This window comes from Chitinophaga sp. SYP-B3965, from assembly GCF_009647655.1.
Lineage (GTDB): Bacteria > Bacteroidota > Bacteroidia > Chitinophagales > Chitinophagaceae > Chitinophaga.
The window spans coordinates 296093-315359 of the sequence record NZ_WJFD01000007.1 but is presented as its reverse complement, the minus strand read 5'-3'; the positions used below and the strand labels follow the sequence as shown (position 1 = coordinate 315359).

The following is a 19267-nucleotide window of genomic DNA, read 5'->3' as shown; positions in this document are numbered from 1 at the left end:
GAATAAACTCGTAGACAGGATGTTTGCCGTCATTAAACGACAAACACCCTACTCTGAAAATTTACAGACAGCTGCCTGATATAAATTTGGAACTATCTTAGAATACACAACGGCGGCTGAATAAAGATATAACGCTGATAACTACATTATTTTTATACCCTAAACCAGGTTCTCGATCACCCCTGCAATCCCCTGACCACCTCCAACACAAGCAGTTACGATCCCGTATTTCTTTTTCAGGCGCTGCATATCATTCATGATCTGGATGCTGAGTTTGGCACCGGTGCAACCTAAAGGATGCCCCAGGGCAATAGCTCCTCCATTGATATTCACCTTTTCCGGGTCCATGCCCAGTTCCCGGATAACGGCCAGGGATTGGGAAGCAAAGGCTTCATTCAGTTCCACCAGGTCTATGTCGTTCAATGTTTTACCGGCCAGTTTCAGGGCTTTGGGCACAGCGGCAACTGGTCCTATCCCCATGATCCGGGGATGCACACCTGCGGAAACACAGGATACCAGACGGCCAATGGGCTGCAGATTCAGTTCCTTCACCATCTTTTCACTCATCACTACTACAAACGCAGCGCCATCGCTGGTTTGGGAAGAATTACCAGCTGTAACCGATCCCCCGGCCGCAAAAACCGGTTTTAATTTAGCGAGTGCCGCCGGCGATGTATCTCCACGCGGGCCTTCGTCTGTATCTACTGTGAAGGTTTTGCTGGCTTTTTTGCCCTTTTCATTCACATACACCTCTTCTATGTTAATGGGCAGGATGCCTTGTTTGAAATATCCGTTCTGGATAGCGTTGATGGCACGCTGGTGGGATTGATAAGAAAACTGGTCCTGGTCCTCCCGGCTCACGTTAAATTCCTTTGCCACTGCTTCTGCGGTGAGGCCCATACTGAGATAATAATCCGGTGTAGTGCTGGTTACACTATAAGCTGGTACTGTTTTCCAGCCTACGGTGGGTACCAGGCTCATACTTTCTGTACCGCCTGCAATGATACATTCTGCCTGTCCCGTTTGGATCTTAGCGGTGGCAATAGCAATGGTTTCCAGTCCTGATGCACAATAGCGGTTTACCGTCATGCCCGGCACTTCTATTCCTAATGCACGTACGGAGATCATCCTGCCTATCTGCAAACCCTGTTCCGCTTCCGGCACAGCGTTTCCCACAATGAGGTCGTCCACCCGTTTTGGATCCAGTTGCGGGATGGTGGCCAGCAAGCCTGTGATCACATCTACTGCCAGGTCGTCCGGCCTGTAGAATCGGAATCCTCCTTTCTTAGCTTTCGTTACGGCGGTTCTGAACCCTGCCACTATATATGCGTCCTGCATGGTTATCGGTTTTGCTCCTTTTCAAATTTAAGGAATTTGCTCCTTATTTGATCTCCAGTTGCAAACGGGCCGCATTTACCCCTGCCAGGATACCATACCCCTTGTTTATATTGCTGTGTACCCGATTCAGATCTACCAGCGGATTGCCATCATTAATGGCCTGCAGCTCAAGCGTTTTGTAATATTTGAACGCATCGAATGTAAGGCCCGTTACTTCCAAAATGATATATTCTCCTTTTACATTCACATTCCTCGTTTGCATCACCACCGAGATCTCGTTACCATCAAAACGTTCATCTGTAATGAAATTCACTTCCTGGTAGTTCTCCGTGATCAGGTCTGTAAAATTATTATTGTAAGAAGGATCAAAACGATATTGCAAACGTTCACTGAGCACTACCTGGTTGGCCGCATTCATAACGCCTTTGTATATACGGAACTGATAAGCATCCCATCCTTTCATATCCTTCAGTACAAACTTCACACGGTTGCCGCCGGCCTGTGCAAAAGGCTGACTGAGCAATGGTTGCCGCGGTAAGGTATCACTTGCCGTAACCGTATCTAATCCCGGGGCTATTACTTTGATGTTGTACGATACATGTTGAGGCGCAGGCATGGTGGATACAAAATATCCTTTGCCGTTGATCACCTGCCATTGCAAAGGTATGTTCATATTACCTGCAGTGAACGTGATCGCCGCATCGGGAATTTCAGGGAAAGTACTGGCTCCTGGCGGCTGTGAGCGTGTAACCCGGAGGTAAATAGCACTATCCGGCTGAATGAATGAATTCACGACTATCTTGTCCCCTGCATAGGGAACTTCTATTTCTACTTTTTTCTCACAAGCCATCACACCGATCACTAATAACAGGATCCATCTTTTCATATCAAAATTTTATACCGTAAGAAATACTGGGTAAAATCGGCAATATGCTTAACATCGTTAACTCCCGCTTTTGTGTTTCCTCATTCCTTTTATAATAATAGAAGAAGGGATTCTTCTGATTGTATACGTTGTAAAAACTGATGTTCAATATGTAGCGAACATGTTTCCGTTGTTTGGTATGCGTAGCGCCAATATCCAGCCGGTGTGTGTTTTGCATGCGCAGCATATTACGATCTCCGATATAATCTACCTGGCGGGGATCTGTAGTGGAAGGAGGCAAATGCGGAGAAGGATCTGTGATCTGCTCATAACTACCGGAAGGTAAGTTCAGCGGCGCACCGGTGGCAAACTCCCATTGTGCAGAAAGCTCCCATCGTTTTCCCAGCTGTTGCGTGAGCACTACTTCTATGTCATGCCTGCGGTCATATTTATAAGGGAACACACTCCCATTATTCACATTCGGAAAAGCGCGTTGAGACCATGCCAGCGTATAACCGATCCATCCTTTTAAACTACCTTTCTTTTTTTGCAGCAGGAATTCAGCACCATAACTCCATCCTCGGCCCGTGATCACATTATCTTCCCAGTTATTGGTAGCAGATTGAAAATTGTCTGAAGGCTCCACGTATTCTATCACGTTCTGCATGGTTTTTCCATATAATTCCACCGATGCTTCAAACTGGTTGTCGTTAGATGTTTTCGCTAAACCGATCGCTACCTGGTTGGAAAACATGGGCGGTACTTTTTTAGTAGCGGCCACCCAAAGATCTGTTGGCAGGTAGGTAGCGTTATTTGTAAGCAGGTGAATATACTGCGCCATGCTGGTGTAGGATATTTTGAATGCCCATTTGCGTGGCAGCAGGTAACGGAAGCCCAGCCTGGGTTGTACAGAAAAGTAAGACCTGCCGGAAACGAGAAAAGAAGAAGCATGTGTACCCAGGTTAAGGTACATGGAATCGCCTATTTTAAAATCATCTTCCCAATAGAGGGAAAGCTCCACACCTTTGTTGGTAATATTATTATACGTTGTATCCGTTAATTGCAATGAATCGGAGATATTCGTGAACCGGGTAATACCGGGTTGAAAAATATGGAAAGTGGCCTGTGCTCCAAAACGAAAGGTGTGTATGGGATTGGGCCGGTATTCAAAATCTATCTTGGCGCCGGTGTTCTGTACTTTGGAAAAGTAATGCCCATACATGCTGTCTGATTCGTTGAGTGCATCCCGTGCTTCATATTTGTATTTGTATTCCGTTCCAAAATGGAACTGGGAATAATTTAAGGTAACGTTGGAAAATAACTTGGGATTATAAATATGGTTCCAGCGAAGGGCGTAAGCCTGATTGCCCCATCCCAATGTGAAGTTCATTTTTTCATGATATCGTTTAGGCGTTCCATTCAATGAATCAAAATCCTTGTCACGCAACATCCGCATATTATCCCTCCCGCCGTAGGCACTGAGAAAAAGCCTGTCCTTCGGAGAAAAGATATGATTGATCTTTGCATTGGCATCAAAGAAATAAGCCCAGAACTCTCCCTGATCGCCCAGCTTCAATGCATTCACCGCTGCATCCTGCGCCAGCAGATCTGCATACGTTCTGCGGCCTGTTACAATAAAAGAAGTTTTGCCTTTCCAGATGGGGCCTTCTATCACCACACGGGAAGCAATCAAACCCAGCGATACTTCTCCGTGATAACCATGCATATCCCCGTCCTTCATGGAAATATCCACCACAGAAGATAACCTGCCGCCATAACGTGCAGGGAATGCTCCTTTGTAGAGGTCTACATTCTTAATGATATCCGGATTGAAAACAGAAAATAAACCGAACAGATGCGTGGAATTATATACCGGCGTACCATCTAATAAGATCAGGTTCTGATCAGGACTGCCCCCACGCACATGAAGACCACTGGTGCCTTCCATGCCTCCACTCACACCCGGCATAGCCTGGATAGTACGCAATACATCTGTTTCTCCCAACATACGCGGCATCGCTTTTACCTGGGAAACAGCCAGTCCAACTTTACTCATCTGCGTTTGCTCCTGCAGGCGGGGAAGATTATTATCTGTTATTTCTACTTCCTGTAAAGTATTAATGGGAGACAAGCGGATGTTCATCTGTTTATTATCATCATCTTTTAACGGAATCCTCACGGGAGAATAACTCACATAAGTGACCATCAGACTCGTGGTATCTTTTGCCGTAGTCAAACTGTAATACCCGAATTGATTGGTAGTAGTGCCTACCTGTAATTTGGGGAAATACACCGTAGCACCGATCAGTTTTTCTCCGGTACGGGCATCTTCCACAAAACCACTGATGGTGCGGGTATTGGATTGTTTCACGGTAAGCACCAGCTGATCTCCGATGCGTTTATATTGAATACCGTTTTCTGTAAAGAGGAGGTCTAACACACGGCGCAGCGGCATCTCCTTTGCGTCCAGTGATACAAGCCGGTTCATTTTAACAACATCCCGGCTATACGAAAAGTGAATACCATATTCCTTTTCAATGATCAGACAAGCGGTAGATAGGGGTTGGTTATTGAGCCGTAAAGAAATTTTTGTGCGCCAGTTCCACGACGCCAAAACCTGCATGGGGATCCAAACAAATAGCAATCCCAGCAGGAGTTTCCTGGCCAATGACATATTATAGTAGATTTTTTAGTTAGGTTTTATTTGATGGAATAGCCCTGCCCGGTTTTCTCGACCGTTGTATTAGTGATGAAAGCAATGGTTGCCAGTACATTATCTATAGGCTCATTTTCAAAGTTTGCCGTCACCGCTTTTTCCAATAAGGCAGTATCCCCTACTTCCACTTTCACGCCATACACCATCTCAATGGTCTGGATCACCTTTTGTAAAGGTACGTTACTAAACACCAGTTGCCTCCGGGTTAGGTCCTGCACATTTTCTGCCACTTCAAATGAGGCCTGTTGCTGCTCACGGCGCAACAGCATGCCGGGGGTCAATATCACACTATCCTTTTTATCCCGGTCCGTTACCATGATCCTGCCACTACTCACCAAAACCACCAGGGAGCTGTCCTGCGGTTTAAAGTCGATCATAAAACGGGTGCCCAGTACTTTTATTTCTGTATGCCCTGCTATTATTATAAAAGGATGTTCTGCATTTTGGGCGATATCAAAATGTCCTTTCCCGGAAAACCGTACCCGGCGTTCCACTTTGCCGAATCCTTTTAAGAGATGCATTTCTGCATTGGCCTCCATATTTACCAGGCTGCCATCTTTTAACGTTGTCTTTTGTGCGCCGGCCAGTACCTGTTCTTTGGGGCCTGGCTGTAATATAAAGAACAATCCTGCTGCTGCCACAAATACCGCCGCTGCCACTTTTAGCCCCCAATGCATTTTGCGCACCCGTGGTGTATCTTCCCCGATTTCCCCGATGGTGGTCCTCAGCCTTAACCAGCTGGATTCCGTATCCAAACCGGGAATATCTCCCACAGGGCGCAATGCATCCAGCATCCTGCGAATAGAAGAAAGGATCTCTTCATTCGCAGGGTCTTCCTTCCGCCAGGTTTCCACCCATTGGCGCTCTACAGTATCCGCTTCATTCAGCAGATACTTGCATAGCAAGGAATATATAGCCTCATCAGGTTGCAAAATGCCCATGAACAGTTGTAATGTTATCAGTTTCGGGAAGAGGACGCCTGCAATAACATCCTACCCCTATTATAAAAAAAGATTCAGGTACTCCTTTAACTCCTGGTGGAGGATCTTCAGGGCCTTACCCATTTGATTTTCAACGGTTTTAACAGAAATATTCATCACACTGGCTATCTCCGCATATTTCAGCTGCTGCTTGCGGCTCAGTACAAAAACCTCCCGGCAACGCTCCGGCAACTTTTCCAGTGCCGCTTCCAGTTTGTTCTCCAATTCCCGCGCCTGAAGGGACAAATGCACCTCCACATCCTGCATTTTGCCAAAAGAAGTTTCTTTTTCTGACCGTACATTTTGTTTCCGCCACTGGCTGATAGCCGTATTCCGGATAGCGGAAAAGAGATAAGACCGCTCGGAACCCAGTATGGCAATGCTTGCCCGCTTTTCCCAAAGCTGGGAAAATACAAGCTGCACTACCTCTTCTGCCTCATAGGGATCACCAATATAATGGGTGGCGAATGCCAGGCAATGAGTATGGTGCTCTTTAAAAATCCTTTCGAAAGTATGGAGCTCCAACATATTATAACGTGGGCAAAAATATGTGGCTACCGCTGATTAACCAAATAGCGATTCTCCCCGATTTTATATCTTTGCCCCACATGTACGGCTTTATTAAAAAAATACTTTTCAGTTTTCCCCCGGAAAGTATTCACTACGGAGTAATGAGGGGACTTAAGGTGATCAATGCGCTGCCCTTTGGCAAAAATGTGCTGGACGCATTCTGCCAGCCAAAAAACAATGGACTGGAGCGAACCCTCTGGGGATTGACCTTTAAAAACCCTGTTGGCCTCGCCGCCGGGTTTGATAAAGATGCCCGGTTCATTGATGAACTGGCACACCTGGGCTTTGGATTTGTTGAAATTGGCACTGTTACCCCCCTCCCGCAGGCTGGTAACGATCAGCCACGGCTGTTCCGGTTGCCGGAAGACAAAGCCCTGATCAACCGCATGGGCTTTAATAATGAAGGCGCCCGCTCTGCCGCCAAACGTTTATTAAAGAAACGCGCCAACATTATTATTGGTGGCAACATCGGCAAGAACAAACTAACGCCCAACGAAGAGGCGGTAAGTGATTACGAGAAATGTTTTCATGCCCTCTTTGACGTGGTGGATTATTTCGTGGTGAATGTAAGCTCCCCCAATACGCCGGGCCTGAGGGCTTTGCAGGAGAAAGAACCCCTCAAGCAATTGCTGCATCACCTGCAAACGCTCAACGCACAAAAGAGCAAACCCAAACCCATCCTCCTCAAAATTGCGCCTGACCTTACACAGGAACAGCTGGACGATATCATTGAAATAGTGCAGGAAACCGGACTGGCAGGCATTGTAGCGGCCAATACCACTATCCGTCGTGAAGACCTGCAAACTGATGATGCCACCTTACAAAAGATCGGTGCCGGCGGCCTCAGCGGATTACCTGTAAAAGAAAGAGCTACGGAAGTGATCCGGTATATTCATCAACATTCCGGCGGAAAAATCCCTATCATTGCGGTGGGTGGTATTTTCACCGCAGCAGATGCCCAGGAAAAACTGGATGCCGGGGCATCTTTGGTACAAGTATATACTGGCTTCATTTATGAGGGACCCACTATTGTGAAAAAGATCTGCCAGGGTTTAACTCAACAATCATAAACATATATATGCAGGAATTATTAACCGTTGATTCTCTTATCAGCCTCTTCACGTTAACCTTAATGGAAATAGTACTGGGGATAGACAATGTTATTTTTGTTTCCATCGTGATGAACCGCTTGCCTGAACACAAAAGGAACCAGGCCAGGCGCATCTGGATGTTCACTGGGATAGCCGTTCGCGTGGTACTCCTTGTATTTATCGGTTATATCGTAAGGGCCGTGAATCCATTGTTTCATATTGGAGACAAAGGCATCAGCCTGCGGGACCTCATCATGCTGGCCGGTGGTTTATTCCTGTTAGTTAAAACCACGCTGGAGATCCATCATAAACTGGAAGGGGAAGATGAATCAGGCCCTAAAGCCAACGGGAAAGGTGCTGCCTCTCTTGCTAACGTAGTAGGGCAGATCATCATTATAGACATGGTGTTTTCATTCGACAGTATCATCACGGCCGTAGGGCTGGCTAAACATATTGAGATCATGATCGTGGCGGTAGTGATTGCCATGTTCATCATGTTCTCTTTTGCACCCAGGATCAGCGCCTTTATCCATAAACACCCTACCCTGAAAATGCTGGCCCTGTCCTTCCTCATCATGGTAGGTGGTATCTTACTCATGGAAGGCTGGAACCCTGAGGCGGTACATGATCTTCACCTGAAGAACTATGTATACTTTGCTATGGCCTTCTCTTTTGCAGTGGAGTTGTTGAATATGAAGATGCGGAAGAAAACGCAGGCACCGGTGGAATTGCGGGAACCGCAACTGAAAGATGGAGAAAAATAGTCATTATACTAATGGAGGCGGTTCTGGTAGGACCGCCTCTTTCTTATACTATATTAACCATTTACCCCGGAGCAATGAGGAAGCTTTGAAAGAGCTTTGAGAGAGCTTTGATGACCCTATGTGAAGGCAGGTTAAAATAATATCGGAGAGAGGGAGTTTCTTCTTGAATATACGAAATTATCTGTTTACCGCCGCCATTAGCGTACAACCCACCACGCCTGCTGTTTCTGTTCTCAAACGGGTATCTCCTAACGATACAGGCAAACATCCCTTTTCCAGCGCTAACGTTATTTCCTCCGGGGTGAAATCTCCTTCCGGGCCAATGAATAACAGTGTATCCTTTCCCGGGAGCATCACATCCAGTAGGTGTTTCTTTTCATCTGGCAGGCAATGGGCTATTAACTTTTGTTCCCCGGTTAAAGCTTTTTCAAACGGCTGCGGTTCTGCTAACGCCGGCAAATACCATTGTTTGGATTGCAGCATAGCGGACACTAATATATTCTCAAGCCGTTCTGTTTTCAAACGTTCTTTTTCTGTACGTTGGGTGATCAAAGGAATGATCTCGCTGATCCCAATCTCCACTGCTTTCTCGAGAAACCATTCCATGCGGGAGGTATTCTTGGTAAAAGCGATGGCTATACGTAGTGTTGGAACTGGTGAGGGCATGGTTACATGCGAGTTTATTTGCACCACGCATTTTTTCCGATGATCATCTGTGATCACCGCTTCATAACGGGTGCCCTTACCATCTGCCAGCAACACGTTATCTCCCTTTTCATTGCGCAACACCTGGATGCAGTATTTAGACGTAGGTTCATCCATGGTATAAAAACCCTGGCTGGATAATAGATCTTTGGCGTAAAAAACCGGTAACTCCATCCTGTAAAATTATATCTTTTCGGGTTGTTGTTGTTCCAATTTGCGGGTGATGGATTGAAAACGGAAGAAGAGCAAAACGGAAGCCACCAGCAAACCCAGCAGCAATCCCCACCATACGCCATACACGCCATAATTCAATTTGATCCCTAAGATGTACCCTACCGGTATCCCTAATCCCCAATAAGCCAGCATGGTAATAATAGTAGGCGCTTTCACATCTCCCAATCCTCTTAGCACCCCCAGCCCAACAACTTGCGTTCCATCAAATAACTGAAAGAAAGCAGCGATCACCAGTAACCCGGAAGCAATATGTATCACAGCATCGTCCTGTATATAAAAGGAAGGCAGCAACTGTTTGAACACCATGAAAAATACGGCTGCACAACCCATCAGCACCAATACCATATGATAACTGGCAATAGCAGATCTGCGCAGGTCCATGAAATTCCCTTTACCTAAATTATTCCCGCTGCGGATACCCGCTGCGGCCGAAATCCCGCTCGCCATCATATAAGTCATGGCGGCCAGGCTCAGTGCGATCTGATGTGCCGCCAGTTCCGCAGAACCGATCCAGCCCACCATGATAGCGGCTCCACTGAAAGCACTCACTTCAAAAACATATTGCAACGCCACTGGTATCCCCATGCCGGCTATCTTTTTCAAAGTGTTAGTTTTAATCTCCCGCAGGTTAAATGTTTGCAGGTATTCTTTAAATCGCGGAGAGCTTAATACATACCAGGCCATGGTAATGCCCATCAGCAAACGGTCTGTGAAAGTGGCGATACCCACTCCCGCAATCCCCATATCAAAACCATATACCAAAGTAATGCCCAGTACGATGTTCAATACATTCCCCAGGATACTGATGTTCATGGCCTGCCGCGTAAAACCCAGCCCTTCTGCGAATTGTTTGAAAGTGAGGAACACCATCAGCGGGATGAAGGAATACGCGAGGTATTGTAAGAACACTTTTGCCTGCGCAGCCACGTCTGCAGCCTGATCCATCCGGAAGAGGTTATGCGCGGTGAGCAGGATCAAACCAAATAATACGATGCCCGTGATCATATTGATCACAAAGCTATGTGCCAGCAAACGCCCGCAGATAGAGCGATTGCCACGTCCATTTTCCTGTGCTATTAAAGGTGTAAGGCCATAAGAAATGCCAATCCCTGTTACCATGAAAATGGTGAACAGCCCTGTTCCCAATGCCACAGCGGCCAGGGGCACTTTACCTGTATGGCCGATGATGATACTGTCACTCAGCCCTACTAACGTGTGGCCTAATTGGGAGATAACAACCGGGTAAGCAAGGTGGAAATTATCTTTGTAATGGGGTTTGTACTTTGTATATAGTTTCTTCATTTTTCTATTCATAAAAAAAGCCGTCATCTGTTATGATGGCGGCTTTCAGTTATTTAAAACGCTCCGTTAGAACGGTGCATCTCCGAATGCGTCATCATCAAAATTCATATCATTCATCTTCGATCCTTTCTGGATGAAGATCTTCGCTTCGTCATGTTCTCCGCCACCGCCGCGGTTCTTATTCATTCCTGCAAAGGAATTACCACCTGTGCTTGGCGGGCCATCCACCGGACCATCATCTTCAAAACGTTGGTATTCCAGTACAGCCCTGAGCTTCACGGTATCCAGCTGACCATTCCGGTGTTTCGCGATCCTTACGTGTGTTTCCCCTTTATTGGATTCACCCATTTCATTGGTGGTGATCTCATAATATTCAGGACGGTAAAGGAACATTACCATATCCGCATCCTGCTCGATCGCACCAGATTCCCGAAGGTCACTCAACTGCGGCATTTTATTACCATCCTTCCGTTTCTCCACATCCCGGCTCAACTGGGAAAGTGCAATAACCGGCACCATCAACTCTTTCGCCAATCCTTTCAGGTCACGCGAGATCTTACTGATCTCCTGCTCCCGGTTGGAGTTCTTGCCATCTCCGCCACCACTCATCAATTGAAGGTAGTCGATGATGATGATCCCAACTCCATGGTTATGTACCAGCCTCCTACATTTCGCGCGTAATTCAAAGATGTTCAGACCGGGTGTATCATCTATAAAGATGGGCGCCTTGGCCAGTCTTTCAATACCATGGGTCATCAGTTTCCGCATCTCATGCTCTTCCAGTTTACCCCTGGTGATCTTTTCGAGTTTTATTTCAGACTCTGCGGCCAGGATCCTCTGTACCAGCTGTCCGCTGGACATCTCCAGCGAAAATACAACCGCCCCTTTCGGGAATTTGGGATGCAAAGCCGCATTCCTGGCAAGGTTCAGCGCGAACGCCGTTTTACCCACAGAGGGACGGGCCGCGATGATGATCAGATCCGAAGGCTGCCAGCCATACGTGATCTTGTCCAGTGTGGGGAAACCAGACGGTACCCCGGTGATATCATCTCCTTTATTCCGCAAGTCCTCAATACGTTTGAGCGTATTCACCAACACACGGTCGATGGAGTCGTAGTTCTTACGGAGGTGATTATTAGTGATTTCAAATAGTTTGGATTCTGCCTGGTCCAGCAGGTCGAACACATCAGCTGTATCCTCATAGGATTCACTGATGATCTCTCCGGAGATGCGGATCAGCTCCCGCTGAATGAATTTCTGCAATACGATACGCGCATGCGCTTCAATATTGGCGGAAGATACCACCATGTTGGTGAGCCGGGTAACAAAGAAAGGGCCTCCAACTGCCTCGAGGTCTGCAGAAGATTTCAACTCTTCCACTACCGTGAGGATATCCACCGGAACAGACTTGGCCGCTAATCTTTGCATACAGGCAAAGATCTTCTGGTGGGCATCTACGTAAAAACATTCTGGTTTGAGGATCTCGATCACTGTATCAAAGGCCCCCTTCTCTAACATGAGCGCGCCCAATACAGCTTCCTCTAATTCTTTGGCCTGTGGCGGGATTTTGCCATACACCATCGTGGAAATATCAATACCCGGCTTGCGACGCGTATTACGGTCCTTCTTAAGATTGAGATCCATTTATATTTAGTGCGTTAATAAGGTTAAGAAATAAATCATGGTTACTGGATGACCCTATGCCTTTATACATTTACAACTATTTTGCATCTGATCAACATTCACCCTCTTTAACAAATTGTAAATTTTTTCAAGCCGGAAAAACTAAGGTAACCGAAGATTTCATTAAAACCCTTTTCTTCCGGAACTAAATTTATCCGTGCGCAATGCACACGTTATACTACATCAAAACGGTGGTTATCCACTATTTCGTACGCGGTTATCCACCAAAATAGCAGAAAATCCATAGCAAAGGTCGGTTTATTCACACATCTTGTGCAAAAAGATTTTCTGTATTTATTTGGGTAAATTTCCCCCTTATCGTACAGCAGAAGTTGTTAACTTTACGCGGCACAATTCTCTCCGCAATGGGGGTGCAAATGTGACGGAAATAATTGATTTTCACAAAATTAAAACGGCACCGCAGGTGCCCACAAGGATAAAAAATGACAATTTCGTATAACTGGTTATGTGATTATTTGCCGGTAAAACCCACTCCGGAAGAACTTTCAGTGATCCTGACAGCCGTAGGCCTTGAAGTAGAGAGCCTTGAGCGGTTTGAAAGTGTGAAGGGAAGCCTTGAGGGCCTCATCGTAGGGGAAGTGCTGAGTGTGGAAAAACATCCTGATGCAGACAAATTACGTCTCACCAAAGTGAATATCGGTAACGGAGAGCCCCTCAGCATTGTCTGCGGAGCACCCAATGTGGCCGTAGGGCAAAAAGTGATCGTAGCCCCCATCGGTTCTACTATCTACCCCGCTTCCGGTGAACCCATGACCATGAAAAAGGCTAAGATCAGAGGAGCAGAAAGCTTCGGAATGATCTGCGCCGAAGATGAAATTGGCCTTGGCACTGGCCATGATGGTATCCTCGTGCTGGATGCCGCGCTGCAACCGGGTTTAACTGCCCGCGAATTGTTCAATCCGGCCCAGGACTGGGTTTTCGAGATAGGTCTTACCCCTAACCATATGGACGCCATGAGCCATATCGGGGTAGCGAGAGATATCTGTGCTTTCCTTAATAACCAGGAAAATACACAGATCTACCATGTTCGCCGCCCTGGTATCAGCGCTGCCAGCAAAGCTGCCAACGCTTTGCAGATAGGCGTTGAAGTGAAAAACACGGAGGCCTGCCCCCGTTATTGCGGCCAAAGTATCACAGGGGTAAAAGTGGGTCCTTCCCCTTCCTGGATACAACATAGATTGCAAGCCATCGGCGTTCGCCCGATCAATAATATAGTAGATATCACCAATTACGTACTTCACGAAACCGGCCAACCCCTCCATGCATTTGATGCAGCAGAGATAAAAGGCGGCAAAGTAGTGATCCAGAACCTCCCTACCGGCACCCCTTTCCTCAGTTTAGACGGAAAAGAACGCAAACTGGATGAAGGCGATCTGATGATCTGCGACGGAGAAAACAACCCGCTTTGTATAGCTGGTGTTTTCGGCGGCATCAGTTCCGGCGTAAAAGATACTACCAGCAGCATTTTCCTGGAAAGCGCACATTTCAGCGCTACCGGTATCCGTAAAACATCCGTACGTCATGGTCTTCGTACAGACGCAGCCGTTCGTTTCGAAAAAGGAGTGGATATTGGTCTTGCTCCATTTGCCCTGGAACGTGCAGTAGCTCTCATCGGCGAACTGGCACACGGTGCCCCGGCTTCTGAAGTGGCAGACGTTTATCCGGTACCTGCTGAACAAGCCAGCGTAGACGTTACCTATCAATACATTAACAAACTCAGTGGTCACCAGTACGCACCGGAAAAAGTGAAGAACATCCTGTGCAGCCTTGGTTTCACCATCCAATCAGAAACGGCCACGCAGCTGCGTGTATCCGTTCCCCTGCATAAACCGGATATCACCATTCCCGCAGATATCGTGGAAGAAGTGATGCGGATAGACGGGCTGGATAATATTCCCATCCCCGAATTCATTAACATGGTACCTTCCCGCCAGAGTCAGCCAGACAAAGAACGTGTGAAGGAAAAGATGGCGGAATACCTGGCCGGTAACGGATTCTCAGAGATCTTCACCAACTCCATTACTAATAGTCAATATTATAAACACCTTGATCAGGACAGCCTGGTGAAGATGATCAATAGCCTGAGTGCGGACCTGGACACGATGCGCCCATCCATGCTGGAAACAGGCCTGGAGCGGATTGCCTACAATCTGAACAGAAGGAACGACGATCTGTTGTTCTTCGAATTCGGTAAAACCTACCGCAAAGAAGCCGTAGGCGATTACCCGGAAACAGAACACCTCAGCCTTTACCTCACCGGTCAGAAATTACCGGAAACCTGGATGCACAAAGCCCAACCCGTAGATTTCTACTACCTGAAAGGATATGTGCAGAACATGTTGCAGGTATTAGGTTTGCAAAACCCGCAAATGGAAGTAGGCCCAGACGTACACGGCTTATCAAAACCATTCACCATCACGGTAAACGGTAAGGTAGTGGCAGTATTTGGAAGTGTAACGCCACAAAAACTGAAGGAGTTCGACATCAAACAGGAAGTTTTGTATGCAGACTTTTACTGGAGCTCCATCCTGGAACAGCTGCAAACAAAGGATACTTTCTTTGAAGAGATCACCAAATTCCCGGTTGTTCGCAGAGACCTGGCTTTGATATTAGATAAACAAGTGAGTTTCGCAACGGTGGAAACAGCCGCCCGTTCCGTGAAAACAACACTATTGCAACATATCAACCTGTTCGACGTTTTTGAAAGTGAAAAACTCGGGGCAGGCAAAAAATCATATGCAGTAAGCTTCACGTTCCAGGACAAACAGAAAACCCTGACAGACCAGGAAACGGATGCGCTGATGAATAAATTGATAAAAGCTTTCGAAACGCAATTACAGGCAGAGATCCGCAAATAATGGAACTGGAACAGTACATACAAAGGATTGAAGACAAGCTGCAACAGCTGTTGAAAAAACTCCAGCAATCGCAGGCAGACAATGTCGTGCTGCGTGAGCAGCTTGTCCATCAGCAAAATGAACTGCGCCAGCAACAGGAAAACATCACCTCCCTGGATGAGAAATTAAAGCTCACCAGGATAGCCACCGCTACGCAGGGCGCCAACATGTCTGAAGACGAGGACGCCTTCCGCAAAGAAGTACGGGGAAAGATCAATGATTATATTAAGGAAATTGACCGCTGCATTGCGTTGCTGAACAGCTAACGCATGGGTTTGAAAACACGGGTGATCCTCACCTCTTTCATGAGAGGGTGACTGGGATTGATAATATATACCAACTCACCGTCTGCCATAACCCGGGAAGGAAATGCCATCACAAGTGTTTCAGCAGCTTGCAGGCGGAGTGTACCATAATCCCGGGCAACACTGGGATTCCGGTCATTCATCCATTCTTCCGGTAACTGCTCTTCATCAAATACCTGTAAACTTCCATCAGGTACCTCATACTCTACCATCAGCATATCCGGATTAATTTCATCCAGCAATTCGTAAATACGGTTTTCCATCATGCAATTTGCACGGGAACCATGCGCATATATACATGGATTACCTTTGTTGGTCCAAAAGTTGTCCACCTTAATACCAGTTACACCGCTGAGGTCGTTGGCCATTTCTTCTGTACTGAGTCTATATAAAAGCATACTTGAATATAGTATTTTCTAAAACGTGCCCACCTCAAAACGGTAAATTTCATTCTCCACTTCCTTGCCACCCACCTGGGTCTCCAGCAGTTCGATAGGACTCCTGCCATGGAAATATTTATTCTCCTGCCGCATCCAGACATTGAAAGACTCCCGGCTGCCAAAGATCTTGTAGCCATAACTATACAGTTCCGCTACATACATGATCCGGTCGCTGATAATGTGGCTGAACGTTTCATCATCCTTTTTCATATGGATCGTACGTTCCGTAATGGCCAGTATGTTACTTAACGTGAAATAATCCAGACCCAGCACATTTTTTAAACGGGAAAGCTGGCCCTTTGTAATGCCAGCCTTTACAAAATCCTCTTTAATGGTATACAAAACTGCATGCAGATTCGCAATTTGCTCATAATTATCAAACAGGTCCGTGGCAGCTGAAATAGGTACAACCTTCTTTCCCCTGCGGTTATTTTCCGATCGCGTCACAAATAATGGTTTAGTAAGTAATGGTTTTAAAGTGCCCAAATATATACACATCTTTGAAGGCCCCTCTGGCAATATGATAATCGCGCTATCAATCTTTCCACACCTATTTTATTACATTTGTAAAGTACACCAACACCTTTTTTTACAATGGAAACACTCATACCCGTTAATATAGTTGTAGCAGACCGCACTTACCGCATCAAGATCCGCACGGAGGAAGAAGAAGCCGTAAGAAGGGTGATGAAAGAGGTGAATGACAAGATCATCGAGTTCAAAGCCGCCTACGCCGGAAAGGATATCCAGGACTATATTGCCATGGCCCTCATTATGTATGCCACCCATCCTGCCACCAGTGGGGGAAAAGCCCAGGCGGAAGTAGCCCCTTTTCTCCTGGAAAAACTGCAACACCTTGACAATCTATTGGATGAACACCTGAAATAGCCCGTCACAGTGTATCTTTAATTCCTAAATAATTCATTATCACAAGGTCTCTGGTGCTTTCCTGCCTTTTTTTTGTTATTTTCGCGGGTCGGCTCTGCCCAATTCGCTGAAATGGGCCAGGGACGTTTATTATAAATACTTTTAAATCTAATTGAAATATGGAGACAATCGCTATAATAGTGGGCGCCGCCGCTCTGGTTATAGGTATAGTTCTTGGTAAAGTGATTTTTGCTAAAAATACCCAGAAGAAAATCCAGGAAGCAGAGGAACAGGCCAGGAGGATCGTTTCAGAAGGACAACTCACCGCCGAAAACCTTAAAAAAGATAAATTACTGGAAGCCAAGGAGAAATACCTGACCATGAAGGCGGAGCATGAGAAAGAGTCTATGCAACGGACCCAGAAGATCGCGGAATCTGAAAACCGCATTAAACAAAAAGAACAAAGCCTCAACCTTAAGAACGAACAAATAACTAAGCAAGTTGCTGAAAATGAAGTAATTAAGGAGAATTTAGGCCGGCAGATAGAATTGGTGAACGTAAAACGTTCTGAATTAGAAAAACACCAGGAAGAGCACATCCGCCGCCTGGAAAAAGTAGCTGCCCTCACTGCTGAAGAAGCCAAACACCAATTGGTGGAAAGCCTCAAGGAAGAAGCACGCTCCCAGGCCCTGAGCCACATCCAGGAGATCATCGAGGACGCTAAAACAAAAGCCAACAAAGAAGCCAAGAAGATCATCATACAATCCATCCAGCGTACTGCTGCAGAGCAAACCATCGAGAATGCCATTACGGTATTCAACCTGGAAAGTGATGAGATCAAAGGCCAGATCATTGGAAGGGAAGGTCGTAACATTCGTGCCATTGAAGCCGCTACTGGTGTGGATCTGATCGTAGACGATACCCCCGAAGCCATCGTATTGTCTTCTTTCGACCCCTTACGTCGTGAAATTGCCCGTCTGAGCCTTCAACGCCTTGTACAGGATGGCCGTATCCACCCTGCCCGTATTGAGGAAGTGGTGGAAAAAACCAAACGCCAGCTGGAAGAACAAGTAATGGAGATCGGTGAACGTACTGTGATTGAACTCGGTATCCACGGTCTGCATAAAGAACTGGTACGCATGGTAGGTAAAATGCGCTTCCGCTCTTCTTATGGTCAGAACCTGCTGATGCACTCCAAAGAAACTGCTAACCTTTGCGCCGTGATGGCAGCTGAACTGGGTCTGAACCCCAAGCTGGCAAAACGCGCAGGTCTCTTGCACGATATTGGTAAAGTACCTGATGAAGAAACTGAATTGAGCCACGCATTATTGGGTGCCAAACTCGCAGAGAAATATGGTGAACATCCTGCCATCGTAAACGCCATCGGCGCTCACCACGATGAAATGGAAATGGCCTATGTGATCTCCCCTATCGTTCAGGCTTGTGATGCTATCAGCGGAGCCCGTCCCGGTGCCCGCCGTGAGATCATGCAAAGCTACCTGCAACGTATCAAAGACCTCGAAAACCTGGCCATGGCCTATGATGGTGTGGAAAAAGCTTACGCTATCCAGGCCGGTCGTGAACTGCGCGTGATCGTGGAAAGTGAAAAAGTAACCGATGGTGATGCAGACCGCCTCAGTTTCGAAATTGCCAATAAGATCCAAAACGAAATGCAATATCCCGGCCAGATCAAAGTAACGGTGATCCGTGAACGCAGAGCCGTGAACGTTGCGAGATAATTATTTCGTACACTAATATTTAAAACGCCGCAATTGCTTGCGGCGTTTTTTTTTAATCATTATCTTACAAAACATTAAAAAACGCTACAGTTGTATGAAAAGAAGATTCATGACGCTCGCCGTGCTGGGCCTGTTATCCATCAGCACCGCCTTTGCGCAAAAGCAGGTAAAACTGTTCAATGGTAAGAACCTGGATGGCTGGAAGATCCACGGAACGGAAAAATGGTATGTAGAAAAAGGTGAGCTGATCTGCGAAAGCGGTCCCGATAAGGAATACGGCTATCTTGCTACAGACAAAACATTTAAGGATTTTGAACTGACGGTTGACTTTAAACAGGAAGCCAATGGTAACAGCGGTGTGTTCTTCCACTCTTCCCTGGAAGGTACCAAAATTGCAGGATGGCAGGCTGAAGTAGCACCTCCCGGTTCAAATACCGGCGGTATCTATGAATCTTACGGCCGTGGCTGGTTGATCAAACCCACAGCAGAAAAAGATAAGAACCTGAAAATGGGTGAATGGAATACCATGAAAGTAGTGGTGAAAGGAAACAATGTAACTACTTACCTGAATGGTGTGGAAATGATCACCCTGGATGACGAAAAGATCGGTGCCAAAGATGGCCAGGTAGCTTTACAGATCCACTCCGGCGGCGGCATTAAAGTACGCTGGAAGAATATTAAGATCAAAGAAACCAAGTAACATTCAATACCAGGAAATAGCCCGTTGTACTTTTCGAAAAGTACAACGGG

17 protein-coding genes are annotated in these 19267 nt (G+C 46.5%); 7 read left to right on the top strand and 10 right to left on the bottom strand.

The genetic code is table 11. The features are described 5' to 3' along the window. Window positions 1-159: 159 nt before the first annotated feature. The 5 genes from GFS24_RS27570 to GFS24_RS27550 are packed head-to-tail and all read right to left on the bottom strand — an operon-like array spanning window position 160 to window position 6427. Window positions 160-1338 (bottom strand): acetyl-CoA C-acyltransferase, encoded by a 1179-nt coding sequence (locus GFS24_RS27570; RefSeq protein ID WP_153665478.1) that lies wholly within the window; start codon window positions 1336-1338, stop codon window positions 160-162. 43 nt (window positions 1339-1381) lie between these two features. Then, the gene (locus tag GFS24_RS27565; RefSeq protein ID WP_153665476.1) at window positions 1382-2224 is read right to left on the bottom strand and encodes a DUF4249 family protein; all 843 of its coding nucleotides are present in this window, start codon (window positions 2222-2224) and stop codon (window positions 1382-1384) included. A gap of 1 nt (window position 2225) precedes the next feature. Next, window positions 2226-4877, bottom strand: coding sequence for a TonB-dependent receptor (locus GFS24_RS27560; protein ID WP_153665474.1), 2652 nt, complete (start codon window positions 4875-4877; stop codon window positions 2226-2228). Window positions 4878-4903: 26 nt separating this feature from the next. Next, a complete protein-coding gene (locus tag GFS24_RS27555; RefSeq protein ID WP_153665472.1) occupies window positions 4904-5860 on the bottom strand; it encodes a FecR family protein in 957 nt (318 codons plus the stop codon). Window positions 5861-5920: 60 nt separating this feature from the next. Continuing rightward, a complete protein-coding gene (locus GFS24_RS27550; protein WP_153665470.1) occupies window positions 5921-6427 on the bottom strand; it encodes an RNA polymerase sigma-70 factor in 507 nt (168 codons plus the stop codon). Between the two features lie 20 nt (window positions 6428-6447). Between GFS24_RS27550 and GFS24_RS27545 the strand changes: the two genes are divergently transcribed. Further along, entirely contained in the window at window positions 6448-7539 is a 1092-nt protein-coding gene (locus GFS24_RS27545) for a quinone-dependent dihydroorotate dehydrogenase (protein WP_371731320.1), read from the top strand. A gap of 8 nt (window positions 7540-7547) precedes the next feature. Continuing rightward, window positions 7548-8324 carry a TerC family protein gene (locus GFS24_RS27540; protein ID WP_153665466.1) on the top strand — a complete coding sequence of 259 codons (777 nt, stop codon included), beginning with the start codon at window positions 7548-7550 and terminating at the stop codon, window positions 8322-8324. Between the two features lie 177 nt (window positions 8325-8501). On the opposite strand, the gene GFS24_RS27535 is transcribed toward GFS24_RS27540, so the two are convergent. The 3 genes from GFS24_RS27535 to dnaB all read right to left on the bottom strand — a co-directional run bounded on the left by GFS24_RS27535 (window position 8502) and on the right by dnaB (window position 12209). Continuing rightward, window positions 8502-9203, bottom strand: a complete 702-nt coding sequence (locus GFS24_RS27535) for a 16S rRNA (uracil(1498)-N(3))-methyltransferase (RefSeq protein WP_153665464.1) — start codon at window positions 9201-9203, stop codon at window positions 8502-8504. A gap of 9 nt (window positions 9204-9212) precedes the next feature. Beyond that, the gene (locus GFS24_RS27530; RefSeq protein WP_153665462.1) at window positions 9213-10565 is read right to left on the bottom strand and encodes an MATE family efflux transporter; all 1353 of its coding nucleotides are present in this window, start codon (window positions 10563-10565) and stop codon (window positions 9213-9215) included. A gap of 66 nt (window positions 10566-10631) precedes the next feature. Then, entirely contained in the window at window positions 10632-12209 is a 1578-nt protein-coding gene (gene dnaB / locus GFS24_RS27525) for a replicative DNA helicase (RefSeq protein WP_153665460.1), read from the bottom strand. Window positions 12210-12691: 482 nt separating this feature from the next. Here dnaB and pheT point away from each other — a divergent pair, with 482 nt between their 5' ends. After that, window positions 12692-15127, top strand: a complete 2436-nt coding sequence (pheT, locus tag GFS24_RS27520) for a phenylalanine--tRNA ligase subunit beta (protein ID WP_153665457.1) — start codon at window positions 12692-12694, stop codon at window positions 15125-15127. Next, window positions 15127-15432: a hypothetical protein gene (locus GFS24_RS27515; protein ID WP_153665455.1), complete on the top strand. Its 306-nt coding sequence runs from the start codon at window positions 15127-15129 to the stop codon at window positions 15430-15432. The genes pheT and GFS24_RS27515 overlap by 1 nt, the downstream gene beginning before the upstream one ends. On the opposite strand, the gene GFS24_RS27510 is transcribed toward GFS24_RS27515, so the two are convergent. Further along, window positions 15429-15869 carry an RES family NAD+ phosphorylase gene (locus GFS24_RS27510; protein ID WP_153665453.1) on the bottom strand — a complete coding sequence of 147 codons (441 nt, stop codon included), beginning with the start codon at window positions 15867-15869 and terminating at the stop codon, window positions 15429-15431. The genes GFS24_RS27515 and GFS24_RS27510 overlap by 4 nt on opposite strands. An 18-nt stretch (window positions 15870-15887) precedes the next feature. Continuing rightward, window positions 15888-16358 (bottom strand): antitoxin Xre/MbcA/ParS toxin-binding domain-containing protein, encoded by a 471-nt coding sequence (locus GFS24_RS29540; protein WP_173003216.1) that lies wholly within the window; start codon window positions 16356-16358, stop codon window positions 15888-15890. A 147-nt stretch (window positions 16359-16505) separates the two neighbouring features. Here GFS24_RS29540 and GFS24_RS27500 point away from each other — a divergent pair, with 147 nt between their 5' ends. The 3 genes from GFS24_RS27500 to GFS24_RS27490 all read left to right on the top strand — a co-directional run bounded on the left by GFS24_RS27500 (window position 16506) and on the right by GFS24_RS27490 (window position 19217). After that, window positions 16506-16799 (top strand): cell division protein ZapA, encoded by a 294-nt coding sequence (locus GFS24_RS27500; RefSeq protein WP_153665449.1) that lies wholly within the window; start codon window positions 16506-16508, stop codon window positions 16797-16799. Between the two features lie 158 nt (window positions 16800-16957). Beyond that, window positions 16958-18517 carry a ribonuclease Y gene (gene rny / locus GFS24_RS27495; protein ID WP_153665447.1) on the top strand — a complete coding sequence of 520 codons (1560 nt, stop codon included), beginning with the start codon at window positions 16958-16960 and terminating at the stop codon, window positions 18515-18517. Between the two features lie 94 nt (window positions 18518-18611). Beyond that, window positions 18612-19217, top strand: a complete 606-nt coding sequence (locus GFS24_RS27490) for a DUF1080 domain-containing protein (RefSeq protein ID WP_153665445.1) — start codon at window positions 18612-18614, stop codon at window positions 19215-19217. Window positions 19218-19267 lie beyond the last annotated feature (50 nt).

Excerpts from the sequence above, each read along its gene's own strand:
- GFS24_RS27570 (WP_153665478.1), bottom strand. The coding sequence starts at position 1,338 with ATGCAGGACGCATATATAGTGGCAGGGTTCAGAACCGCCGTAACGAAA.
- GFS24_RS27565 (WP_153665476.1), bottom strand. The coding sequence starts at position 2,224 with ATGAAAAGATGGATCCTGTTATTAGTGATCGGTGTGATGGCTTGTGAG.
- GFS24_RS27560 (WP_153665474.1), bottom strand. The coding sequence starts at position 4,877 with ATGTCATTGGCCAGGAAACTCCTGCTGGGATTGCTATTTGTTTGGATC.
- GFS24_RS27555 (WP_153665472.1), bottom strand. The coding sequence starts at position 5,860 with ATGGGCATTTTGCAACCTGATGAGGCTATATATTCCTTGCTATGCAAG.
- GFS24_RS27550 (WP_153665470.1), bottom strand. The coding sequence starts at position 6,427 with ATGTTGGAGCTCCATACTTTCGAAAGGATTTTTAAAGAGCACCATACT.
- GFS24_RS27545 (WP_371731320.1), top strand. The coding sequence starts at position 6,448 with ATGTGGCTACCGCTGATTAACCAAATAGCGATTCTCCCCGATTTTATA.
- GFS24_RS27540 (WP_153665466.1), top strand. The coding sequence starts at position 7,548 with ATGCAGGAATTATTAACCGTTGATTCTCTTATCAGCCTCTTCACGTTA.
- GFS24_RS27535 (WP_153665464.1), bottom strand. The coding sequence starts at position 9,203 with ATGGAGTTACCGGTTTTTTACGCCAAAGATCTATTATCCAGCCAGGGT.
- GFS24_RS27530 (WP_153665462.1), bottom strand. The coding sequence starts at position 10,565 with ATGAAGAAACTATATACAAAGTACAAACCCCATTACAAAGATAATTTC.
- dnaB (WP_153665460.1), bottom strand. The coding sequence starts at position 12,209 with ATGGATCTCAATCTTAAGAAGGACCGTAATACGCGTCGCAAGCCGGGT.
- pheT (WP_153665457.1), top strand. The coding sequence starts at position 12,692 with ATGACAATTTCGTATAACTGGTTATGTGATTATTTGCCGGTAAAACCC.
- GFS24_RS27515 (WP_153665455.1), top strand. The coding sequence starts at position 15,127 with ATGGAACTGGAACAGTACATACAAAGGATTGAAGACAAGCTGCAACAG.
- GFS24_RS27510 (WP_153665453.1), bottom strand. The coding sequence starts at position 15,869 with ATGCTTTTATATAGACTCAGTACAGAAGAAATGGCCAACGACCTCAGC.
- GFS24_RS27500 (WP_153665449.1), top strand. The coding sequence starts at position 16,506 with ATGGAAACACTCATACCCGTTAATATAGTTGTAGCAGACCGCACTTAC.
- rny (WP_153665447.1), top strand. The coding sequence starts at position 16,958 with ATGGAGACAATCGCTATAATAGTGGGCGCCGCCGCTCTGGTTATAGGT.
- GFS24_RS27490 (WP_153665445.1), top strand. The coding sequence starts at position 18,612 with ATGAAAAGAAGATTCATGACGCTCGCCGTGCTGGGCCTGTTATCCATC.